The following is a 19,579-nucleotide window of genomic DNA, read 5'->3' on the forward strand; positions in this document are numbered from 1 at the left end:
TCCAAGTACTCAGTCTATTGATGGTGTGGTTCTTTTGTGATCTTTATAAAAAACGATTTTCTTATCTGATCGCTGCACTGTTGTTTTGAGCTGTTCTAAGTCTCTCGAAATCATCCTGATAATTCAGTGTTGTTTGTTTGGTACATCAAGTTTCTATATTTTTAGCTTTGTAATATTAAGTGGCTAAAGTGATGGAAAATACAGATCGAAAGTTTATTAGTAGGGTTCGTCAAGCCTGTATCTTCAAGTGGATTCTGCCAAATCAGGGCCATCAAAAAAGCACGTGTCATTGTATCGTTTATTTTAGGTTATAGGTAGCATGCTTGATGATTAAGGTTCTGGTGGTCACCAGTGCCAAGCACTGAACGTTAGCGATGCTAGGATTGAATTGCTGATAACCAAGATATGTCAGTGAAATACTTAACTACCAAGTCAGTAGTAGGTCGCTGATCACTACAGCAGCAAGCCCATACCGGCAGTAGCTCTCATAAAAGGGGAGGAGGGATGGTCGCGGGGCCATTTCATTCATTTCCTCTAGGTGGGGGGGCTGTCATAATCAGCTCAATATTTACCGATTATCGTAGAGGTGCGCTTTACCTTGCCTAACAAGTAGATGGCGATTGAGTACTATGGTGCTGCGTATGAAACATAAGGAACATTCAATGAACATTTTAGTAACAGGTGGCGCAGGGTTTATCGGTTCAGCGGTGGTTCGCTACCTGATCGAACAGACCGAACACAGCGTGGTGAACGTTGACGCATTGACCTATGCCGGTAATTTGGAATCGCTAAGCTCGGTAGACAACAGCGAACGCTACACCTTTGAGCAGGCCGATATCGGTGATGCGGCGAGCATGGCTGATATTCTTGATCGCCATCAGCCGGATGCGGTGATGCACCTGGCGGCAGAGTCCCATGTTGACCGCTCAATTGATGGCCCCGCCGCCTTTATACAAACTAATATCGTCGGCACTTATACCTTACTTGAAGCGGCTCGCCACTACTGGAAGGGCCTGCAAGCAAGCGCGCCTGAGAAAGCCAGCGCATTCCGCTTTCATCATATCTCCACCGATGAAGTGTACGGCGATCTAGCGTTGAGTGAAGAGTCAGAGGTAAAGAGTGAGGAAACACCCTCACCCCTCACCCCTCACCCCTCACACCTCACAGGCGAAGCCGCTGTTCACCGAAGAAACTCCCTACGCCCCCAGTTCGCCTTACTCCGCCAGCAAGGCAAGTTCCGACCACCTGGTGCGCGCATGGCACCGCACTTACGGTTTGCCGGTATTGCTCACCAACTGCTCCAACAACTACGGGCCGTACCACTTCCCTGAAAAGCTGATCCCGTTGATGATTTTGAATGCGTTGGCGGGTAAGCCACTACCCGTTTACGGCAAAGGCCAGCAAGTGCGCGATTGGCTATATGTAGAAGACCACGCCCGCGCGCTGGTCAAAGTCGTCACGGAAGGCGTCGTCGGCGAAACCTACAACATTGGTGGGCACAACGAGCAGACGAACCTCCACGTGGTAGAAGCCATCTGTGAGATTCTGGATGAATTGGTGTTAAGTGAGGAGGGAGGAGTAAGGAGTGAGGAGAACCCCTCACAAGCGAGGCGCTCACAACTCACAACTAACGATTCACCACTCACCACTTACAAAGACCTAATCACTTTCGTGCAAGACCGCCCAGGCCACGACTTGCGTTACGCCATCGACGCCAGCAAGATCGAACGCGAGCTAGGCTGGAAGCCAGAAGAAACCTTCGAGACCGGGCTGCGCAAAACCGTTCAGTGGTACCTCGCCAATGAATCCTGGTGGAAGCGAGTACAAGACGGCAGCTACCAGGGCCAGCGGCTAGGCAGTTTGTAAGGTGTAAAGAGTAAGCGCTTCGCTTGTAAGGGGGGAGGGGAATGGTCATGAGAAAGCATCAGCAACTCCGAGTGTGGCAAGAAGCTATGGATCTGGTTGTTGCTATTTATTCGATGAATTCTACCTTTCCTTCAGCTGAGCGGTTTGGGCTTGCTAGCCAAATGCAGCGGGCCGCTGTTTCGGTGCCAAGTAACATAGCTGAAGGTGCGGCACGGGGCAGTAAACCAGACTTTTTAAGATTTTTGCATATAGCGCGAGGCTCGCTCAGTGAGCTTGAAACTCAGTGCCAAATTGCCCAACGCTTAGGGTATACGGCTGATATTTCAGCTCTGGAAATAGCGATCAACTCTGTATTTTCACAGCTAGGCGGGCTGATCAAGGATTTAAAGGCATCCCTATGAACTCTGAACACACACACCTCACACCTCACACCTCACGCCTCACTATTCTCATTACCGGCGGCAACGGCCAAGTAGGCTTTGAACTCCGCCGTCAACTCGCCACCTTGGGAGATATATTAGCCCCCAACCGCGCAGCGTTGGATCTTTCCAACGCTGATGCCGTCGATGCATTTCTGGCCGAACACCAGCCAGACTTGATCGTCAACGCAGCAGCCTACACCGCAGTCGACAACGCCGAATCTGACCAGGCAATGGCAACGCGCCTAAACGCCGAACTGCCAGCGCAATTGGCCGAGTACTGCCACCAGCGGGGCAGTTGGCTAATCCACTACTCCTCGGATTACGTGTACAGCGGCGAAGGCACCACCCCCTGGCAGGAAGGCGATGCCACCGGGCCATGCAACGCCTATGGCGCGACCAAGCTGGCCGGTGATGAAGCCGTCGCCAACAGCGGTTGCCAGCACCTGATTTTCCGCACCAGCTGGGTCTATAGCGCCTTTGGCAAAAGCTTTCTGGCCACCATGCTGCGGCTAGGGGCCGAAAGAACAGCATTAAGCATTGTGAGTGACCAGATGGGGGCGCCCACTCCCGCACGCCTGATTGCACTCGTCACCCAACAGGCGTTAGCGACGCTGAATAACCCTAAAACCGCCAACGATTTGGAAAGCGGCGTGTATCATCTCGCCCCCAGGGGCGAAACCAGCTGGCATGGGTTTGCCTGCGAGATATTCCAGGTAGCAAAACAGGCTGGATTACCAATGACCATTAGCCCAGAAGGTGTAACGGCAATACCCACCGTTGATTACCCAACCCCGGCGGCGCGCCCGCTGAATTCTCGGCTGGAAGTCGATAAGATAGAAGCAGCACTGGGAATCCAGTTGCCCAGTTGGCAAAGCCAGTTGGCGCTTACCGTGGAAGAAATAGCAAGCTCGCGATAGTGGCGGGCAACGAGCAAGGAGCAATAACGATGCAACGTAAAGGCATAATTCTAGCGGGGGGCAGCGGAACCCGCCTGCACCCCATCACGCGCGGTGTTTCAAAGCAACTGCTGCCCATCTACGACAAGCCGATGATCTACTACCCCATTTCGGTGCTGATGCTGGCAGGCATCCGCGAAATCCTGATCATCTCCACGCCGGAAGACCTGCCCCAGTACAAAAACCTGCTGGGCAATGGCGACTTCTTCGGCGTGCGCTTCGAGTACGCCGTGCAGCCAAGCCCGGACGGCCTGGCCCAGGCGTTCATCATTGGTGAAGAGTTCATCGGCGATTCGCCGGTCTGCCTAGTGCTGGGCGACAACATCTTCCATGGCCAGCACTTCTCCGAGCAGCTAAAACGCGCCTCTGAGCAAGCCAGCGGCGCCTCGGTATTTGGCTACCTGGTAAAAGACCCTGAGCGCTTTGGCGTGGTGGAGTTCGACGAAAGCGGCACCGCCGTTTCCATTGAAGAGAAGCCCGCCAAGCCCAAATCGCCCTACGCGGTTACTGGTCTCTACTTCTACGACAACGACGTAGTGGAGATCGCCCGCCAGGTGAAGCCATCAGAGCGCGGTGAGCTGGAAATCACCAGCGTCAACAACGCTTATCTGGAGCGCGGCGACCTGCGCGTCGAGCGCCTGGGTCGCGGCTTCGCGTGGCTGGATACCGGCACCCACGACAGCTTGTTGGAAGCCAGCCAGTACGTGCAAACCATCGAACACCGCCAAGGCCTGAAAGTCGCCTGCCTGGAAGAGATCGCCTGGCAGCAGGGCTGGCTAACCGATGAAGCGCTGCGTGAAAGTGCCACTGCGCTGGCTAAGACCGGCTACGGCCAGTACCTATTACACCGTCTAGATGCAGAAGGAGCCCACTAATGCTCGTTGAAAAAACCGCACTGCCCGAGGTGGTGATCCTGACCCCCAAGGTGTTTGGCGACGAACGCGGCTTCTTTATGGAAAGCTTCAACCAGCAAGCGTTTGAAGAGGCCACCGGCTGCAAGCGCAACTTCGTGCAAGACAACCACTCCCGCTCCCGCCAGGGCGTGCTGCGCGGCATTCACTACCAGCTAGAACAGCCCCAGGGCAAACTGGTACGTGTGGTTCACGGTAGCGTATGGGATGTAGCCGTGGATTTACGCCGCGACTCAGCCCAGTTTGGCCAGTGGGTAGGCGTCGAGCTTTCCGCCGAGAATAACCGCCAACTGTGGGTGCCAGAAGGCTTTGGGCACGCATTTGTAGTGATGTCAGAAACAGCAGACTTCCTCTACAAGACCACTGATTTCTACCACCCTGAATCTGAGCGCTGTATCCGCTTTGATGACCCGGAGCTAGGTATCGAATGGCCCAAACTACCGGTCCCGTTTGCGCTCTCTGAGAAAGATCAGGCGGGTAGCACCTTTCAGTCAGCGGAAGTGTATAGCATGCTATAATCTCCAGCGCTCGCCAGCGAAAACGCACGTGATGCCTACGCCACACTGGATTACCAGTGTGGCGTTTTATTATCTTTTCCAACGGTGGTTCAGCGGCGGTGGCTAAGGCGGTGAAACGTAATGCATTCGATGGTTAAGTAAAATGAGCAGATATTGGAAGGGTTGTCAATGTAGAGGCGGAGACGGTATTCCCCTACAATGTCGAGCTGGTGCGAAATATCTAGTTTGATAGCTACTTCTTTAAGCCAGTAAGAAGGTAGCGCACCACCACATTCACCCGCGCAGAAGAGTAGGGCAAGGGAATACGCCCGTCACGATCCCTGGGCGGTAGCGTGCCTTTAATTTGGAATTAACTATGCCATTATCCCAACGTTCATTGGTGTCGCCAGCTCGCATGCTGCTGGCGGCGCTCAGTTTAGTCATGGTTAGCGGTTGCGCCTCTTACCCCTCCGGCTCTAGCCAGCAAGAAGCACAGTACGTGCTCAATAATGACCCCGCCACGTTGCTGCAAGACGAACGCCTCAACGACTTTCTTACCAAAGCCCCCGCCGGTGCCATCATGAATGTAACCAGCAGCCCCTGGGGCGATAACGTAGAGGTCGTGGCCGATGCTGCTTACCTGGCTGCCAGCGGGCGCGAATGCCGCAAGCTGCGAGTAGTGGAAGCAGGCACGAACGCCGCGGGGGCCGCTCTGGTGTGTAAAACGCCGAACGGCTGGGTGAATCAACGCGTCGTGGCACAAACATCACAGGGGCGCAATTAATGAACGTTTTAAAACTGCTTAACCGCGCGTCGCTCAAACGCTCTATGGCCGTGGCCTCCATTGCGCTGGTCAGTACACTCACCACAAGCACCGGTTGGGCGCAGTCGCTTAGCCTTTCCGATAGTATTCTGCCCGAACAGGCTGAGCGGCAAGGGGCCGCAGGCCAGGAAGAAGTTAACGATACCCCCCGTGCAGACTGGCGCAGCGGTACTTACGGCCCGGTTTCCCAGCCACCGCAAAACCCCGATGCGCTACCACCGTTTGGCGCCAACCTGTTCACCGGCGGCTTTCGTGGCGCCATGGGCGATGGCCTGAACCCGGATTACCGCATCAAACCCGGCGACCAAGTCACCGTGCGCGCCTGGGGCGCGTTTGAGTTTGACCGCGTGCTACCGGTGGATGCCCAAGGCAACATCTTCATTCCCGGCTCCGGCCCGCTGAATGTAGAAGGGCAAAGCAGTCAGGAAGTGGATGGCAGCGTACGCAGCGCGATTACCTCGGTGTACCCGGATAACGTAGAGGTCTACACCAACCTGCAGGGCGTTCAACCGGTCGCCGTTTACGTTACCGGCTATGTAGAAAACCCCGGCCGCTATGCCGGTACGCCCAACGACTCACTGCTCTACTTTCTTGATCAAGCTGGCGGTATCGACCAAGACCTAGGCAGCTACCGCCAAGTGCGCGTGGTGCGAAATGACACCACCGTCGCCACGGTCGATCTTTACGATTTCCTGCTCAATGGCAGCATTGCCCGTCCGCAATTTCAGGATGGCGACACCATTGTAGTAGAAGAGCGTGGCCCGGCAATTGCCGTGGGCGGCGATGTGCATCGTGAACACCGTTACGAGCTAATTGGCAATCAGCTTAGCGGCGCCGAGTTGGTAAACCTGGCGCGGTTAAAAAGCGGTGTTTCCCACGTACTGCTGCGCGGTGACCGTGAAGACGGCCCCATTGCACAATACTTCCCCATCGATATGTTCGCAGGCCAAACGATTCGCAGCGGCGACGAAGTACTGTTCAGTTCCGACCAGCGCAGCGAAACCATTGTGGTAGAAGTGGAGGGCAGCTACTACGGCCCCTCACGCTACGCGCTACCCAGGGATGCCCGCCTAAGCGAACTGTTGGATGCTATCGCCGTGCCGGAAAACATGACCGCAGTGGAAAGCATTTCAATCAAGCGGGAAAGCGTTAAAGAGCAGCAAGCGCAGTCGCTAGAAGACAGCCTGCGCCGCCTGGAAACCACCTATCTCGGCGCGCCTTCCAATACCAACGAAGAAGCCCAGATTCGGATTCAGGAAGCTGAGCTGATTCAAGACTTCATCTCCCGCGCCAGTGAGCTAGAACCCAGCGGTCGCTTGGTAGTGGCCTACGATGGCCGCATTTCCGATATTCGCCTGCAAGATGGCGATGTGGTGACTATTCCGGAAGTCAGTGACTCCATGCTGATTAGCGGGGAAGTGCTAGTGCCCCAGGCCGCGGTCTACCGCCCCGGCATGAGCGTGATCGACTACATCGAAGGCGCAGGCGGCTTCACCGAACGTGCGGATGACGATCACATTCTGGTGGTTCGTCAGAATGGCGCGGTCGAGAACGCCCGCAACGTCAACCTGCGCCCTGGGGACGAAATTCTGGTGATGCCTGCTGCACCCACCCACAACCTGCAGCTAGCCTCCACTATCACGCAGATCCTCTATCAGGTAGCCGTTGCTACCCGCGTAGCGGTCGATCTGTAATAGCGGGTGAGTGGTCAAGGGTGAGTAGTTAATGGTTGGAGTGGGGTTTCGAGAGAGGGTTACCACTCACAACTCACAACTCACCACTCACCACTCACCACAAAGCAACAAGCGAAGCGACGTAGGCACACACTTTGTATCTCTTTAAACAAGTAACGCTATGGATAACGTAAACAGCGGCCCGCGGCGCGCCCGTACGCCGTGGCAGGTAACCCGCAGCGTGTGGTACGCCATGTTTATGCGCGAAGCCATTTCGCGCACCATGGCAGACCGTATGGGCTGGTTCTGGATGATCTTCGAGCCTGTTGCTTTTGTTGGAATAATGGTGGCAATTAGAAGTTATGTAAGCAGTGATAGGCTAATATCTAATGCGCCATTTATACCTTGGATGATTGCTGGTTTAATGGGATTTTCTTTAGTAAGGGAAGGAATGCTGCGCGGAATGGGGGCAGTTATTGCCAACAATGCATTATTTGCTTATCGACAAGTGCAGCCTTTTGATCCAGTCCTAGTGCGTAACTTTTTAGAGGGAATGTTACGTACTTTAGTTTTTTTTATATTTGTTATAGGTGGTTTAGCACTAGGCTTAGAATTATATCCTGATAATGCCATAAAAGTTATGTCCGGGTGGTTGTCTCTTTGGTGTTTAGGTCTTGGCTTGGGCTTAATTACTTCGGTAGCATCTACGTTAGTGCCCGAAGTTGGCAAAATCGTAAGAATGGTTTCATTGCCTTTGCTTATTGTTTCAGGAGTTATATTTCCACTGAACCAACTGCCGCATTGGTTGTTAGAATACTTAATGTATAACCCTATACCTCATGGTTTAGAAAACTTGCGTTTAGGTTTCTTCGATAATTATCAAGTCGTACACGGAACGAGTATGCTTTACTTCTGGCTAGTGACGCTTTTTCTGAATGCTCTGGGGCTTTTATTGCACCTGCGTTTTTCTGATCGTTTAAAGGCAAAATAATTCATGCACTACTCTTTACACCGATTCATAATCAAGTTTCCTCAGTGGGCGTTAGCTTTTTTTGCAATTTTACTGGTGTCATTTTATTGGTTCGTGATTGCAGAAAAACGGTATGTATCTCGTGCTACGGTGGTGTTGGAAAGCCCGCAAGTAGCAACACCGGAATTTAGTTTGTCTTCCTTAATGGGGAGCGGTGGTGGGGGGAACACCCATGACCTGTTGTTGTTGCGTGAGCACCTGCTCTCAGTCGATATGCTGCGCCAATTAGATGAAGAGCTAAATATCCGCGGTCATTACACTGAGCACGGCGATATTTTTGCCAAGCTACATAATCGCGATGCACCCATTGAAGACTTGCACAAATATTACCTGCGCCGGGTAGAAGTAGAGCTCGACGAGTACGCCGGTGTGCTAAATGTTCAAGTAGAGGCGTATACCCCCGAGTTTGCTCATGAGATGACCACATTGCTGCTTGAGGCAGGTGAGAACCATATGAATGAGATGGGCCACCGATTAGCTGATGAGCAGGTACGTTTTTTAGAGCAGCAAATGGTGCGCCTGGATGAGCGTTTTAGCGAAACGCGCCAGGCATTGCTGGAGTACCAAAACGAATACGGGCTGGTGTCACCAACGGATACCGTAGCAAGCATTAACCAGGTTGTCGCAACACTTGAAGCAGATTTAGCTCGCCTGCAAGCGCAGCGTAATGCGCTTTCCAGCTTCCAGAGTGCGCAGTCACCGGAGTTACGTCAGGTGGAGCGCAATATCAGCGCACTGCGCGACCAAATCATCGAGCAGCGCGACCGCATTGCCCAGGCATCGGGTGATTCGCTCAACAGCGTATCAGCAGAGTATGAAACGTTAGAACTGCAAGCTCAGTTCGCCCAGGAGACCTACTCCAGCGCACTGGCGGCACTGGAAAACACCCGACTGGAAGCCGCCCGCCAGCTCAAGCAGGTAAGCGTACTGCAAAGCCCGCTAATGCCGGAGTACCCCACAAAGCCCGATCGGCTCTACAACAGCAGCGTATTCGCCATCATCACCATCTTTCTAGCCTTCATCCTCAGCATGCTGATGATGATCATCAAGGATCACAGGGATTAGGTGAGTGGTGAGTTGTGAATGGTTAGTGGTGAGTGGTGAGTTGTGAATGGTTAGTGGTGAGTGGTGAGTTGTGAATGGTTAGTGGTGAGTTGTGAATGGTGAGTGGTGAATGGTTAGTGGTGAGTGGTGAGTGGTGAATGGTTAGTGGTGAGTGGTGAATGGTGAATGGTGAGTTGTGAGTGGTGAATGGTGAGTCGTGAATAGTAAGTGGTAGGGGTGGGAATGAGGAAGCATCAGGAGCTGAGAGTTTGGCAGCAGGCGATGGATCTGGTCGAACAAATCTATCAAATTACGTCGCTATTTCCTGATGACGAACGATTTGGTCTCACAAGTCAGATGAGGCGAGCTGCTGTATCAATTCCAAGCAACATTTCAGAAGGGGCAGCGAGAGGAAGTGATAAAGATTTTATTCGTTTTTTGTTTATCGCACGTGGCTCGTTGAGTGAAATTGAAACCCAGCTATTGATTGCCCAGCGTCTTAGCTACATTCAGGATGTGAGCATTACGATCGAATTGATTCATAAAGTCTCAGGCCTTCTAGGTGGGTTGATTCGCAATTTACAGAGCCGATAATTTACTCACAACTCACAACTCACAACTCACAACTCACAACTCACAACTCACAACTCACAACTCACAACTCACAACTCACAACTCACAACTCACAACTCACAACTCACAACTCACAACTCACAACTCACAACTCACAACTCACAACTCACAACTCACAACTCACAACTCACAACTCACAACTCACAACTCACAACTCACAACTCACAACTCACAACTCACAACTCACAACTCACAACTCACAACTCACAACTCACAACTCACAACTCACAACTCACAACTCACAACTCACAACTCACAACTCACAACTCACAACTCACAACTCACAACTCACAACTCACAACTCACAACTCACAACTCACAACTCACAACTCACAACTCACAACTCACAACTCACAACTCACAACTCACAACTCACAACTCACAACTCACAACTCACAACTCACAACTCACAACTCACAACTCACAACTCACAACTCACAACTCACAACTCACAACTCACAACTCACAACTCACAACTCACAACTCACAACTCACAACTCACAACTCACAACTCACAACTCACAACTCACAACTCACAACTCACAACTCACAACTCACAACTCACAACTCACAACTCACAACTCACAACTCACAACTCACAACTCACAACTCACAACTCACATGCTCGAAATTATCCACCACGGCGGTGCCACTGGGGTCACCGGCAGCTGCCACCAACTGGTTCTCAATCAAAACGAATCACTACTGGTAGATTGCGGCCTCTTCCAGGGCGAAGACTCCAAAGAAGACAGCTTCGAGCAGCTACAGATCGAATTCGATACCAGCACCGTTAAGGCCCTTGTCATCACCCACGTTCATATCGACCATGTGGGCAGGCTGCCTTACCTACTGGCGGCGGGCTTCACCGGCCCTATTATTTGCTCGATCCCCACGGCCAAGCTGCTGCCGCTGGTAATTGAAGACGCGCTAAAAATTGGCTTCACCCGCAACGCCCAACTGATCGAGCGCTTTCAAGCGCAGCTACAAAAGCAGATCGTCAGCGTGCCTTACGGCAAATGGCAGAGCATAGGGTCAGTCAGTGATGTAAGCGGCCACACCGGCGCTAGCGTAGGCACAGCTGAAAATGCAGAGATAAGCGAAAGCACAGGCACCACCCGTGTAAAACTCAAACGGGCAGGGCACATTCTGGGTTCAAGCTACGTAGAAGTAAGCTACCAGGATGCCGTCACCGGCCAAAAGGAGCGCGTGGTGTTCTCCGGCGACCTGGGCGCCCCCTACGCGCCTTTACTGCCCGCGCCAAAATCACCTTACGGCTGCGACCAACTGGTGCTCGAAAGCACCTACGGCGACCGCCGACATCCAGACCGCCGCCAGCGCCGCGCTACCCTGAAGGCAGCCGTGGAGCAAGCACTCGCTAACGGCGGCACGGTGATGGTGCCTGCGTTCAGTATCGGCCGAACGCAAGAACTGCTGTACGAGCTGGAAACCATCATTCACCAATCCCGCTCATCTCAATGGCAGTCGATGGAAATAATTGTCGATTCACCGCTGGCAGCACGCTTTACTCAGGTGTATCGCGAGCTAAAACCTTACTGGGATAAAGAAGCCCAGAGCCGCCTACGCAGTGGCCGCCACCCGCTCAGCTTTGCCAACATCTACACGGTAAATAGCCACGCAGAGCATGAGCAAACGGTGGAGTACCTGGCCCAGACCGGCCGCCCGGCGGTAGTGATTGCCGCCAGCGGCATGTGTGCAGGCGGGCGCATCATGAACTACCTAACAGCCATGCTGGGTGACGAACGCCATCAAGTGTTGTTTGTAGGCTACCAAGGCGCAGGCACCCCAGGGCGGGATATTCAGCAGTACGGCCCCCAGGGCGGCTGGGTAAACATAGACGGCGAGCGAATCGATATAAAGGCAGGTGTGACCTCTATCAGCGGCTACTCCGCCCACGCCGATCAAAAAGACCTACTCAACTTCGTAAAGCGTATGCGCCGCTGGCCCAACACCATTCGTCTGGTGCACGGTGAACAAACCGCCCGCGCAGCGCTCAAAAGCGAGTTGGAAAAACTCTATAAGCGAAAAGGAAAAGAAGTGAGAGTAGTGAATGGTAAGTAGTGAGTTGAGGAGCATTCACCTGATTCACCACTCACTATTCACCACTCACTATTCACGAATTCAAAATGATCGAAATAAAAAACCTCTACAAACGCTACCACAACCACCACGGCAGCGATTGGGTGCTCAAGGACATCAACTTGACGATACCCACCGGGGTAAGCGTAGGGCTGATCGGTGCCAACGGCGCGGGTAAGTCCACGCTGCTGCGCCTCATCGCGGGTATGGACAAGCCTGAGCGTGGTGAAGTGATTCGCCACAGCCGCGTTTCCTGGCCTGTGGGGTTGGCAGGCGGCATGCAGAACAATATGACCGGGAGGCAAAATGCTAAATTTGTAGCCCGTGTGCAGGGTAGTACCCATCAAGAGGTTAAGCGAGTCATTAAATTTGTCGAAGACTTCGCAGAGATAGGCGAAGCTTTTGATGAACCAGTACGTACCTACTCATCCGGGATGCGCTCCCGCGTTTCATTTGGCCTATCGCTTTCCTTCGACTTCGATATCTATATCTCTGACGAAGCCACTGCCGTTGGCGATAGGGCGTTTAAAGAAAAAGCCAAAGCGCTGTTCAAGTCTAAAATCGGTCAAGCATCGTTAATAATGGTGTCTCACTCAGAAGGTATTTTGAAGGATCTCTGCCAAGTAGGCCTTTACCTAAAAGAGGGCCGAGGATATTGGTATGACGATATTAATGAAGCCATTAAGGCCTACCATGCGGACATTGATAGCGGCAAAGCAATGGCTGAGCCCAAGGCGGTTCGTAAGCCCAAGCGTTTCGACAACTTGCCCGGTAACATTCCTGAGGCTGAAACGCATTTGCAGCAGGTCAAGAGCAAGTTGGTAGAAGCGCAACGAGCGTTGGAAGTCGCTAAGCAGCAGAATCTGTTGCCTGTTTACCGCAAACATATTCGAGACGACATCCCCAAACGGCAACAGCAAATAACCAATGCCCAGCTTCACCTGGAAGCACTTAAGAAAGAGCAGGGCAATGCCACTGCTGAATAGGTTGTAATATTTAATTCAAGGACTGTGTACATGGCGAATAAAACTTTCTTGATTACTGGTGGTGCCGGTTTTATCGGTTCAGCGGTGGTGCGCGAGCTTATCCAGAACTCAGCTCACCATGTTGTGAATGTAGACAAGCTGACTTATGCAGGTAATCTGGAATCGCTCGCTAATGTTGAAACCAATGAGCGTTACACCTTCGTGCAGGCTGATATTTGCGATGCAAACGCTATGCAGCAACTGTTTGAAAAGTACCAGCCAGATGTTGTGATGCACCTAGCGGCAGAAAGTCATGTGGATCGTTCCATTGATGGCCCGGCTGAATTTATTCAAACCAATGTGGTCGGTACCGCTGTACTTCTAGAAGCCGCCCGTAGCTACTGGAAAGTGCTGCAGGAGCAAGACTCTGCCAAAGCCGAGGCGTTCCGCTTTCATCATATCTCTACCGATGAAGTTTATGGTGATCTTGAAGGCACGGATGACCTGTTCACCGAAGAGACATCCTATGCTCCCAGCTCGCCTTATTCAGCCAGCAAAGCCAGTTCAGATCATCTGGTACGCGCATGGCAGCGTACCTATGGGCTCCCCACTCTGGTAACCAACTGCTCAAATAACTACGGCCCGTACCACTTCCCGGAAAAGCTGATCCCGCTGATGATTCTTAACGCCCTGGCAGGCAAATCCCTGCCGGTATACGGCGATGGACAGCAGATTCGTGATTGGCTCTATGTTGAAGATCACGCCCGCGCATTGATCAAAGTAGCCACAGAAGGGCAGGTAGGCGAGACCTACAACATCGGCGGCCACAACGAGCAAACGAACCTGCATGTCGTCGAAACCATCTGTGAAATCCTGGATGAGTTGGTGCTAGGTGAGAAGTTAGGCATGAGGAGTGAAGAGAATGGCGCTAACCCCTCACAAGCGCAGCGCTCACCACTCACTACTTACAAAGAATTAATCACTTTCGTGACTGACCGCCCCGGCCATGATGTGCGCTATGCCATAGACGCCAGCAAAATCGAACGCGAGCTAGGCTGGGTGCCAGAAGAAACCTTTGAAACCGGCCTGCGTAAAACAGTGCAGTGGTACCTCGCCAACGAAACCTGGTGGAAACGCGTACAAGACGGCAGCTACCAAGGCCAACGCCTAGGGAATGTATAGTAAGGGGTAAGCGCTTCGCTGGTGAGGAGTGAGGTAAAAAAACATGAGGAAGCATCAGCAACTGCGGGTATGGCAAGAAGCGATGGATCTCGTTGTCGCTATTTACTCAATGACCTCATCCTTTCCCTCAGTTGAGCGATATGGGCTAGCTAGCCAAATGCAACGTGCTGCTGTATCTGTGCCAAGCAATATAGCCGAAGGAGCGGCGCGTGGTAGTAAACCCGACTTTTTAAGATTTTTGCACATAGCACGTGGTTCGCTCAGTGAACTTGAAACTCAGTGCAAAATTGCCCAACGCTTAGGGTATATGGATGATATTTCAACACTGGAACTAGCGATCAACTCTGTATTTTCACAGCTAGGCGGACTGATCAAGCATTTAAAGGCTTCACTATGACATCTGAACACGCACACCTCACACCTCACGCTTCACCCCTCACTATCTTCATCACTGGATCAAACGGCCAAGTCGGCTTTGAGCTCCAACGCCAATTTGCCATCTTCGGCAACACCTTGGCTCCTACACGCCAAGAGCTCGACTTAACCAACACCCAAGCGGTTGACACCTATTTAGCTGAGCACCAGCCAGCACTGATCCTCAACGCTGCCGCTTACACAGCGGTCGATAAAGCCGAAAGCGAGCCAGAGCAAGCTAAACGCCTCAATGCCGATCTGCCAGCACAGTTAGCCAAGTATGCTGCCGAGCACAACATTCCGCTGGTGCACTACTCAACCGACTATGTGTATCCAGGTAATGGTGAAACACCCTGGCAGGAAGATAGCCCTACGGTACCGCACAGCGTATACGGCCAAACCAAGCTGGAAGGCGACCAAGCGGTTACCCAAAGTGGCTGCCAGCACCTAATTTTCCGTACCAGCTGGGTATATGCCGCCCGCGGTAACAACTTTATGAAAACCATGTTGCGCCTGGGCCGCGAGCGCGAAGCACTCAACATCGTCAACGACCAAATAGGCGCGCCCACACCAGCCCGCCTAATCGCCCAGGCCACCGCACTAGCGTTCACGCCTCACTCCTCACAATTTACGCCTCACTATTCACCCCTCACGCCTCACATCCCCTCAGGCATCTACCACTTGGCGCCGCGAGGGGAGACAAGCTGGCACGGCTTCGCCTGTGAAATTTTCAAGCAAGCAAGTGCGTGTGGTGCAGAACTAGTGATTCAGCCTGACAGGGTAAGTGGTATACCTACTGTGGATTACCCAACTCCCGCGAAGCGGCCGCTTAACTCCCGAATGTCTCTAACTAAACTTGAAGCTGCGCTTGGTGTCACATTGCCAACTTGGCAATCACAATTGGGCCTGACACTCAAAGAAAAATTGGAAAATTGATAAGCCAAAACAAGTAGGCCACGATGAACCAAACTAAACAACACAAAGGTATTATTCTGGCAGGGGGATCAGGCACACGCCTTCATCCAATTACCCGTGGGGTATCCAAACAGTTGTTGCCTGTCTACGACAAACCGATGATTTATTATCCCATTTCGGTGCTGAGGCTTGCGGGTATATCGCGATATCTTGATTATTTCAACGCCAGAAGACCTACCACAATATAAAAACGCTGTTAGGCAACGGTAAAAATTCCGATATTAACCTTCAATTCGCGGAGCAACTTAGCTCAGATAGTCTGGCTTAAGTATTTATTATTGGTGAAGAATTTATTAGTGGCAGTCCTCTATGACTGGTGTTAGAGAACAATTTTCCGGTCAGCATTTTTCAGAGCAGTTAAAGCGAGCAGGTCAGCAAACAAATGGTTCAACCGTTTTGGCTATTTAGTGAAAGACACTGAACGGTTTGGTGTGGTGGAATTTAGTGAAGATGGCAAAGAGCTTTCGATTGAGGAGAAACCATAAAAAGCCTAGATCTAGACATACGGGTAACTGGGTTATATTATCTACGATAATGATGCTATAGAAATAGCTAAGAACGTAAAACTATCAGAGTGTGGCGAGCTGGAAATTACTAGTATCAATAACGTATACCTGAAGCGGGGGCTCAGCGTGTAGTGCCACTAGGCCGTGGCTTTGTATGAATGGATATTGGAACACGCGACAGCTTGCTAGAGTCTAGCCAATACGTGCAAACCATTGGGCACCACTAGGGGCTAGGAATTGCCTGCTTGGAAAAAATAGCCTGGCAGCATGGCCGGGGTAGTGATGAGCGGCCGGTAAAAACTCGCCAAACCGCTTGCCAATACCCAATTAAGCAAATATTTGCAGGAACTATTGAAGGTAAAGGGTAAAAAACAAGCTTGAGCGGGTAGCCAGCCACTGACCTTGATTCTTAATGCTCATCAATGGTGCTTCGTTAATCTAGAATTATCTAGGTTATTCTTTATCTTACCCATTTTATTTTAATATGGTTGGACTGCTGACTTATTTATGCCTATTAATAACACTGTTTACCGCTAAGTATTATTGATGTGTTTTGTGATATCAATATAAATGCACTCTCCATGAATTAAATAATTTCTGTAGAGATAAATGGTTGTAGTATATTGTAATGTATTTATTGATAAGTTGACATGCCGGTATAAAAATACAGATTACAATGCTTTGGATGAGCTGATTTTTCAGTTTCTGATGATTTTAGCTTAGGAATAGATTTTTTATTGCTTAATGGCATGATTTAAAAGCCGATAATATGAATAGTAATTTAGACAGCCACATGTTTGATTGGAGCAAAAAATGAAAGTTAAAGAAAAATATAAATTTGGCAAAAAAGGCACTAAGGAAGAAATGATTGAAAAATACTTCGATGCTAAATTTTATCTGAATCATTATAAAGATATTTGTGAAAAAAGCGTATCTCCAATTCAGCACTATTTAATATTTGGATGGAAAGAGGGGCGAAATCCCTCGCGTTGGTTTTCAACTAACGCGTATCTGGAAGATCATGCTGATGTAGCGGAAGCTGGAATTAATCCTCTATTACATTTTGTTTTACATGGTAAAAAAGAAGGCAGAGCAGTAAGAAGTGTAGATGATTATAATGAGGAAAAAAGAAAAAAAGAGGAATTAAGCAAGAAAAATTCTTTATCTGATTTTAATGAATTTGATGTTAACGCTGTCGTAAAAGAAAATTTCGATGAGAGTTATTATCTTAGAAATTATCAAGACATAAAAGATGGAGCTATAAATCCTTTAGAGCACTTTACTATTTTTGGGTATAAAGAAGGTAGAAATCCTGCGCCGTGGTTTGATACAAAAAAATATGTAGAAAAATATGGTTACTTATTTGAAGGTGACGTAAATCCTTTTGCTTATTATTTAATGGTTGGTAAGAAAATAGGCCATATTATTTATGCAGCAAGGGATTATACAAGTGAAGGGCTTTTAAAATTACCACGTAACCCATTAAGTACTACGATATCTACATCGGGAATAAAACCTTTTAGAGTTAAAGATTTAAATAATGCATCTGTAACTTACAATAAGAAATGTTTAGACATTCATTGGGTTGTGCCTGATTTTAATAAAGGTGGCGGCGGCCATATGACTATTTTTAGATTTGTCAGATGGCTAGAAATTTTTGGGCATAAATGTACTGTTTGGATTTTTAATCCATATATAAATGATAATGAAAATGAAGCATATGAAAAGGTTGTGAAGTTCTTCCAAACAGTTAGAGCAGAAGTTAAATTCATTACTAAGAATCATTTTCCACAGAATGGTGATGTTTTAATCGCGACATCATGGCAAACTGTTTCTATAGTCAAAGAAATTAACTCATTTAAAGAAAAATTTTATTTTGTACAAGATTATGAACCTTATTTTTACCCTCGAGGTGCAGAATCTATTCTTGCTGAAGAGACCTACCGTGAAGGCCTTTCATGCTTATGCGCCAGCCCTTGGTTAGAAGAAAAAATGAAAGTTGATTTTGGTTGTTGGGCAAAATCATTTATGTTGGCTTATGATAAAAATGAGTACAAAGTTTTTGAAAGTAAAAGTGATAATAAATCTCATAAATTTAAAATAGCAGTATACAGCAGAGTGTTTACTGCAAGGCGAGCAGTAGAGCTGGCCTTGTCAGGCCTGGAACTTCTTTCTGAAGATTATGATAATATAGAGGTTCACTTGTTTGGAGGTGATGTTCCGTTTGAAGAAGCTCCTTTTGACTGTATTGTACATGGAGTTTTAAATTCAAATGAATTAGCAGAACTTTATAATGAATGTGATATTGGAGTATGCTTTTCAGCGACGAATTACTCATTAGTTCCGCAAGAAATGATGGCTTGTGGCTTACCAATTATAGAGCTTGATGTAGAAAGCACGCGCGCTATTTTTCCAGAGGGTACGGTAGAGTTTGCTTACCCTAACCCGGAAGGTGTAAAAGCTGCAGTTGCAGAAATGATGAACTCTGCTGAGAAGCGAGCTGCTCAGTCAGAAAAAGCATTAACATGGGTAAAAGAATTTTCATGGGAGTCTTCTGTAAAAACTGTAGAAAAAGCTTTAATAGAAAAGCTTTCTGAGAAATGGGAACAGAAAAGTGTAAATGCTAATAATGCTGTCTTAGTCTCAATAGTTATACCTACATATAATGGAGGAAATTTACTTTTTGATGTTCTAGACGCAGTGAAACGTCAAAGGGCACCTTGGGAATTTGAGATCATTGTTATCGATAGCAGTTCGAATGATGGTACTGCAAATATGCTTAAAAGCTATTCTGGGATACGCTTTTACTCAATCGATAAAAAAGATTTTGGTCACGGAAAAACCCGTAATTATGGAGTTGAGCTTTCTAAGGGAGAGTATGTTGCATTTTTGACACAAGATGCACTGCCTGCAGATGAATTTTGGCTTTACAACATGGTAGCACTTTTAGAACATTATCCTAATGCAGGTGGAGTATATGGAAGGCACCAAGCTCATGATGAAGCTACATACTTCACTCAAAAAGAAATAGAAAACCATTTTGCAAATAAACTGAATTACCCACTATGTATGAGCAAAAATTTGGATTTAGATAGATACAATGAAGATATTCGCTGGAAACAAGCTATGCATTATTACAGTGATAATAGTTCTTGCTTAAGAAAAAAAGTTTGGGAAAAAATACCCTATAGAGATGTTAAATATGGTGAAGATCAGCTTTGGGCATACGATATAACTGAAAAAGGATATGAAAAAGTATATTCTCCTGGTTCTTTGATTAAACACTCTCATGATTATCTTCCTGAAGAAAGCTATGAAAGATCAAAAATTGATGGAGATTATTTTTCTTATTTTTGGAACTATAATGTGGTGCCTGATGATCCGGAAGAACTAGATAAATTAATAAAGGAAATAAGACGTAAAATTGCTTCACAAGGTGCTAAGTTAGGTCTTAAGCATGAAGAGTGGGAGAATTGGCAGGAAGTTATGGAAAAACGTTTACAAGGTTTATATGAGGGACAAAAAAGAAGTGATTCTATTTTTGCTCCAGAAAGCAAAGAAGCCAGTAAGTACTAATAAGGGGGA

At 49.0% G+C, this 19,579-nt stretch carries 16 protein-coding genes and 1 pseudogene; all 17 read left to right on the top strand.

Going from position 1 to position 19,579, the window contains the following annotated elements; genetic code table 11:
* Window positions 1–662 precede the first annotated feature (662 nt).
* A pseudogene (locus HZU72_RS18110) lies at window positions 663–1,866 on the top strand (dTDP-glucose 4,6-dehydratase).
* Window positions 1,867–1,913: 47 nt separating this feature from the next.
* Complete coding sequence (locus HZU72_RS18115) at window positions 1,914–2,267, top strand: four helix bundle protein (protein WP_180094643.1); 354 nt, start codon at window positions 1,914–1,916, stop codon at window positions 2,265–2,267.
* Entirely contained in the window at window positions 2,264–3,205 is a 942-nt protein-coding gene (gene rfbD / locus HZU72_RS18120) for a dTDP-4-dehydrorhamnose reductase (protein ID WP_180094645.1), read from the top strand. The genes HZU72_RS18115 and rfbD (HZU72_RS18120) overlap by 4 nt, the downstream gene beginning before the upstream one ends.
* Window positions 3,206–3,234: 29 nt before the next feature.
* On the top strand, window positions 3,235–4,119 hold the full coding sequence (gene rfbA, locus HZU72_RS18125) for a glucose-1-phosphate thymidylyltransferase RfbA (RefSeq protein ID WP_180094647.1): 885 nt from the start codon (window positions 3,235–3,237) through the stop codon (window positions 4,117–4,119).
* Window positions 4,119–4,673 carry a dTDP-4-dehydrorhamnose 3,5-epimerase gene (gene rfbC / locus HZU72_RS18130; protein WP_180094648.1) on the top strand — a complete coding sequence of 185 codons (555 nt, stop codon included), beginning with the start codon at window positions 4,119–4,121 and terminating at the stop codon, window positions 4,671–4,673. Before rfbA ends, rfbC begins: the two co-directional genes overlap by 1 nt.
* Window positions 4,674–5,028: 355 nt before the next feature.
* Complete coding sequence (locus tag HZU72_RS18135; protein WP_180094650.1) at window positions 5,029–5,436, top strand: RT0821/Lpp0805 family surface protein; 408 nt, start codon at window positions 5,029–5,031, stop codon at window positions 5,434–5,436.
* Window positions 5,436–7,169, top strand: coding sequence for a polysaccharide biosynthesis/export family protein (locus HZU72_RS18140; RefSeq protein WP_180094652.1), 1,734 nt, complete (start codon window positions 5,436–5,438; stop codon window positions 7,167–7,169). The genes HZU72_RS18135 and HZU72_RS18140 overlap by 1 nt, the downstream gene beginning before the upstream one ends.
* A 160-nt stretch (window positions 7,170–7,329) precedes the next feature.
* Window positions 7,330–8,139: an ABC transporter permease gene (locus HZU72_RS18145; RefSeq protein ID WP_180094654.1), complete on the top strand. Its 810-nt coding sequence runs from the start codon at window positions 7,330–7,332 to the stop codon at window positions 8,137–8,139.
* 3 nt (window positions 8,140–8,142) lie between these two features.
* Window positions 8,143–9,243, top strand: a complete 1,101-nt coding sequence (locus HZU72_RS18150) for a KpsE/RkpR family capsule polysaccharide export protein (protein ID WP_180094656.1) — start codon at window positions 8,143–8,145, stop codon at window positions 9,241–9,243.
* Between the two features lie 222 nt (window positions 9,244–9,465).
* The gene (locus HZU72_RS18155; protein ID WP_180094658.1) at window positions 9,466–9,816 is read left to right on the top strand and encodes a four helix bundle protein; all 351 of its coding nucleotides are present in this window, start codon (window positions 9,466–9,468) and stop codon (window positions 9,814–9,816) included.
* 660 nt (window positions 9,817–10,476) lie between these two features.
* Window positions 10,477–11,934, top strand: a complete 1,458-nt coding sequence (locus tag HZU72_RS18160; RefSeq protein ID WP_180094660.1) for an MBL fold metallo-hydrolase RNA specificity domain-containing protein — start codon at window positions 10,477–10,479, stop codon at window positions 11,932–11,934.
* A gap of 65 nt (window positions 11,935–11,999) precedes the next feature.
* Window positions 12,000–12,938: an ATP-binding cassette domain-containing protein gene (locus HZU72_RS18165; protein ID WP_180094662.1), complete on the top strand. Its 939-nt coding sequence runs from the start codon at window positions 12,000–12,002 to the stop codon at window positions 12,936–12,938.
* Window positions 12,939–12,968: 30 nt separating this feature from the next.
* Window positions 12,969–14,099, top strand: coding sequence for a dTDP-glucose 4,6-dehydratase (gene rfbB / locus HZU72_RS18170; RefSeq protein ID WP_180094664.1), 1,131 nt, complete (start codon window positions 12,969–12,971; stop codon window positions 14,097–14,099).
* Between the two features lie 43 nt (window positions 14,100–14,142).
* A complete protein-coding gene (locus HZU72_RS18175; RefSeq protein WP_180094666.1) occupies window positions 14,143–14,496 on the top strand; it encodes a four helix bundle protein in 354 nt (117 codons plus the stop codon).
* Window positions 14,493–15,449 (top strand): dTDP-4-dehydrorhamnose reductase, encoded by a 957-nt coding sequence (gene rfbD, locus HZU72_RS18180; RefSeq protein WP_180094668.1) that lies wholly within the window; start codon window positions 14,493–14,495, stop codon window positions 15,447–15,449. Before HZU72_RS18175 ends, rfbD (HZU72_RS18180) begins: the two co-directional genes overlap by 4 nt.
* Before the next feature lie 23 nt (window positions 15,450–15,472).
* Window positions 15,473–15,676, top strand: a complete 204-nt coding sequence (locus tag HZU72_RS24320) for a sugar phosphate nucleotidyltransferase (protein ID WP_443089499.1) — start codon at window positions 15,473–15,475, stop codon at window positions 15,674–15,676.
* 1,131 nt (window positions 15,677–16,807) lie between these two features.
* Window positions 16,808–19,570: a rhamnosyltransferase WsaF family glycosyltransferase gene (locus tag HZU72_RS18190; protein WP_180094670.1), complete on the top strand. Its 2,763-nt coding sequence runs from the start codon at window positions 16,808–16,810 to the stop codon at window positions 19,568–19,570.
* Window positions 19,571–19,579 lie beyond the last annotated feature (9 nt).

The sequence above is a fragment of the Vreelandella sedimenti genome, from assembly GCF_013416325.1.
Lineage (GTDB): Bacteria > Pseudomonadota > Gammaproteobacteria > Pseudomonadales > Halomonadaceae > Vreelandella > Vreelandella sedimenti.

Coding starts and splice junctions, on each gene's coding strand:
- HZU72_RS18115 (WP_180094643.1), top strand. CDS start 1,914: ATGAGAAAGCATCAGCAACTCCGAGTGTGGCAAGAAGCTATGGATCTG.
- rfbD (WP_180094645.1), top strand. CDS start 2,264: ATGAACTCTGAACACACACACCTCACACCTCACACCTCACGCCTCACT.
- rfbA (WP_180094647.1), top strand. CDS start 3,235: ATGCAACGTAAAGGCATAATTCTAGCGGGGGGCAGCGGAACCCGCCTG.
- rfbC (WP_180094648.1), top strand. CDS start 4,119: ATGCTCGTTGAAAAAACCGCACTGCCCGAGGTGGTGATCCTGACCCCC.
- HZU72_RS18135 (WP_180094650.1), top strand. CDS start 5,029: ATGCCATTATCCCAACGTTCATTGGTGTCGCCAGCTCGCATGCTGCTG.
- HZU72_RS18140 (WP_180094652.1), top strand. CDS start 5,436: ATGAACGTTTTAAAACTGCTTAACCGCGCGTCGCTCAAACGCTCTATG.
- HZU72_RS18145 (WP_180094654.1), top strand. CDS start 7,330: ATGGATAACGTAAACAGCGGCCCGCGGCGCGCCCGTACGCCGTGGCAG.
- HZU72_RS18150 (WP_180094656.1), top strand. CDS start 8,143: ATGCACTACTCTTTACACCGATTCATAATCAAGTTTCCTCAGTGGGCG.
- HZU72_RS18155 (WP_180094658.1), top strand. CDS start 9,466: ATGAGGAAGCATCAGGAGCTGAGAGTTTGGCAGCAGGCGATGGATCTG.
- HZU72_RS18160 (WP_180094660.1), top strand. CDS start 10,477: ATGCTCGAAATTATCCACCACGGCGGTGCCACTGGGGTCACCGGCAGC.
- HZU72_RS18165 (WP_180094662.1), top strand. CDS start 12,000: ATGATCGAAATAAAAAACCTCTACAAACGCTACCACAACCACCACGGC.
- rfbB (WP_180094664.1), top strand. CDS start 12,969: ATGGCGAATAAAACTTTCTTGATTACTGGTGGTGCCGGTTTTATCGGT.
- HZU72_RS18175 (WP_180094666.1), top strand. CDS start 14,143: ATGAGGAAGCATCAGCAACTGCGGGTATGGCAAGAAGCGATGGATCTC.
- rfbD (WP_180094668.1), top strand. CDS start 14,493: ATGACATCTGAACACGCACACCTCACACCTCACGCTTCACCCCTCACT.
- HZU72_RS24320 (WP_443089499.1), top strand. CDS start 15,473: ATGAACCAAACTAAACAACACAAAGGTATTATTCTGGCAGGGGGATCA.
- HZU72_RS18190 (WP_180094670.1), top strand. CDS start 16,808: ATGAAAGTTAAAGAAAAATATAAATTTGGCAAAAAAGGCACTAAGGAA.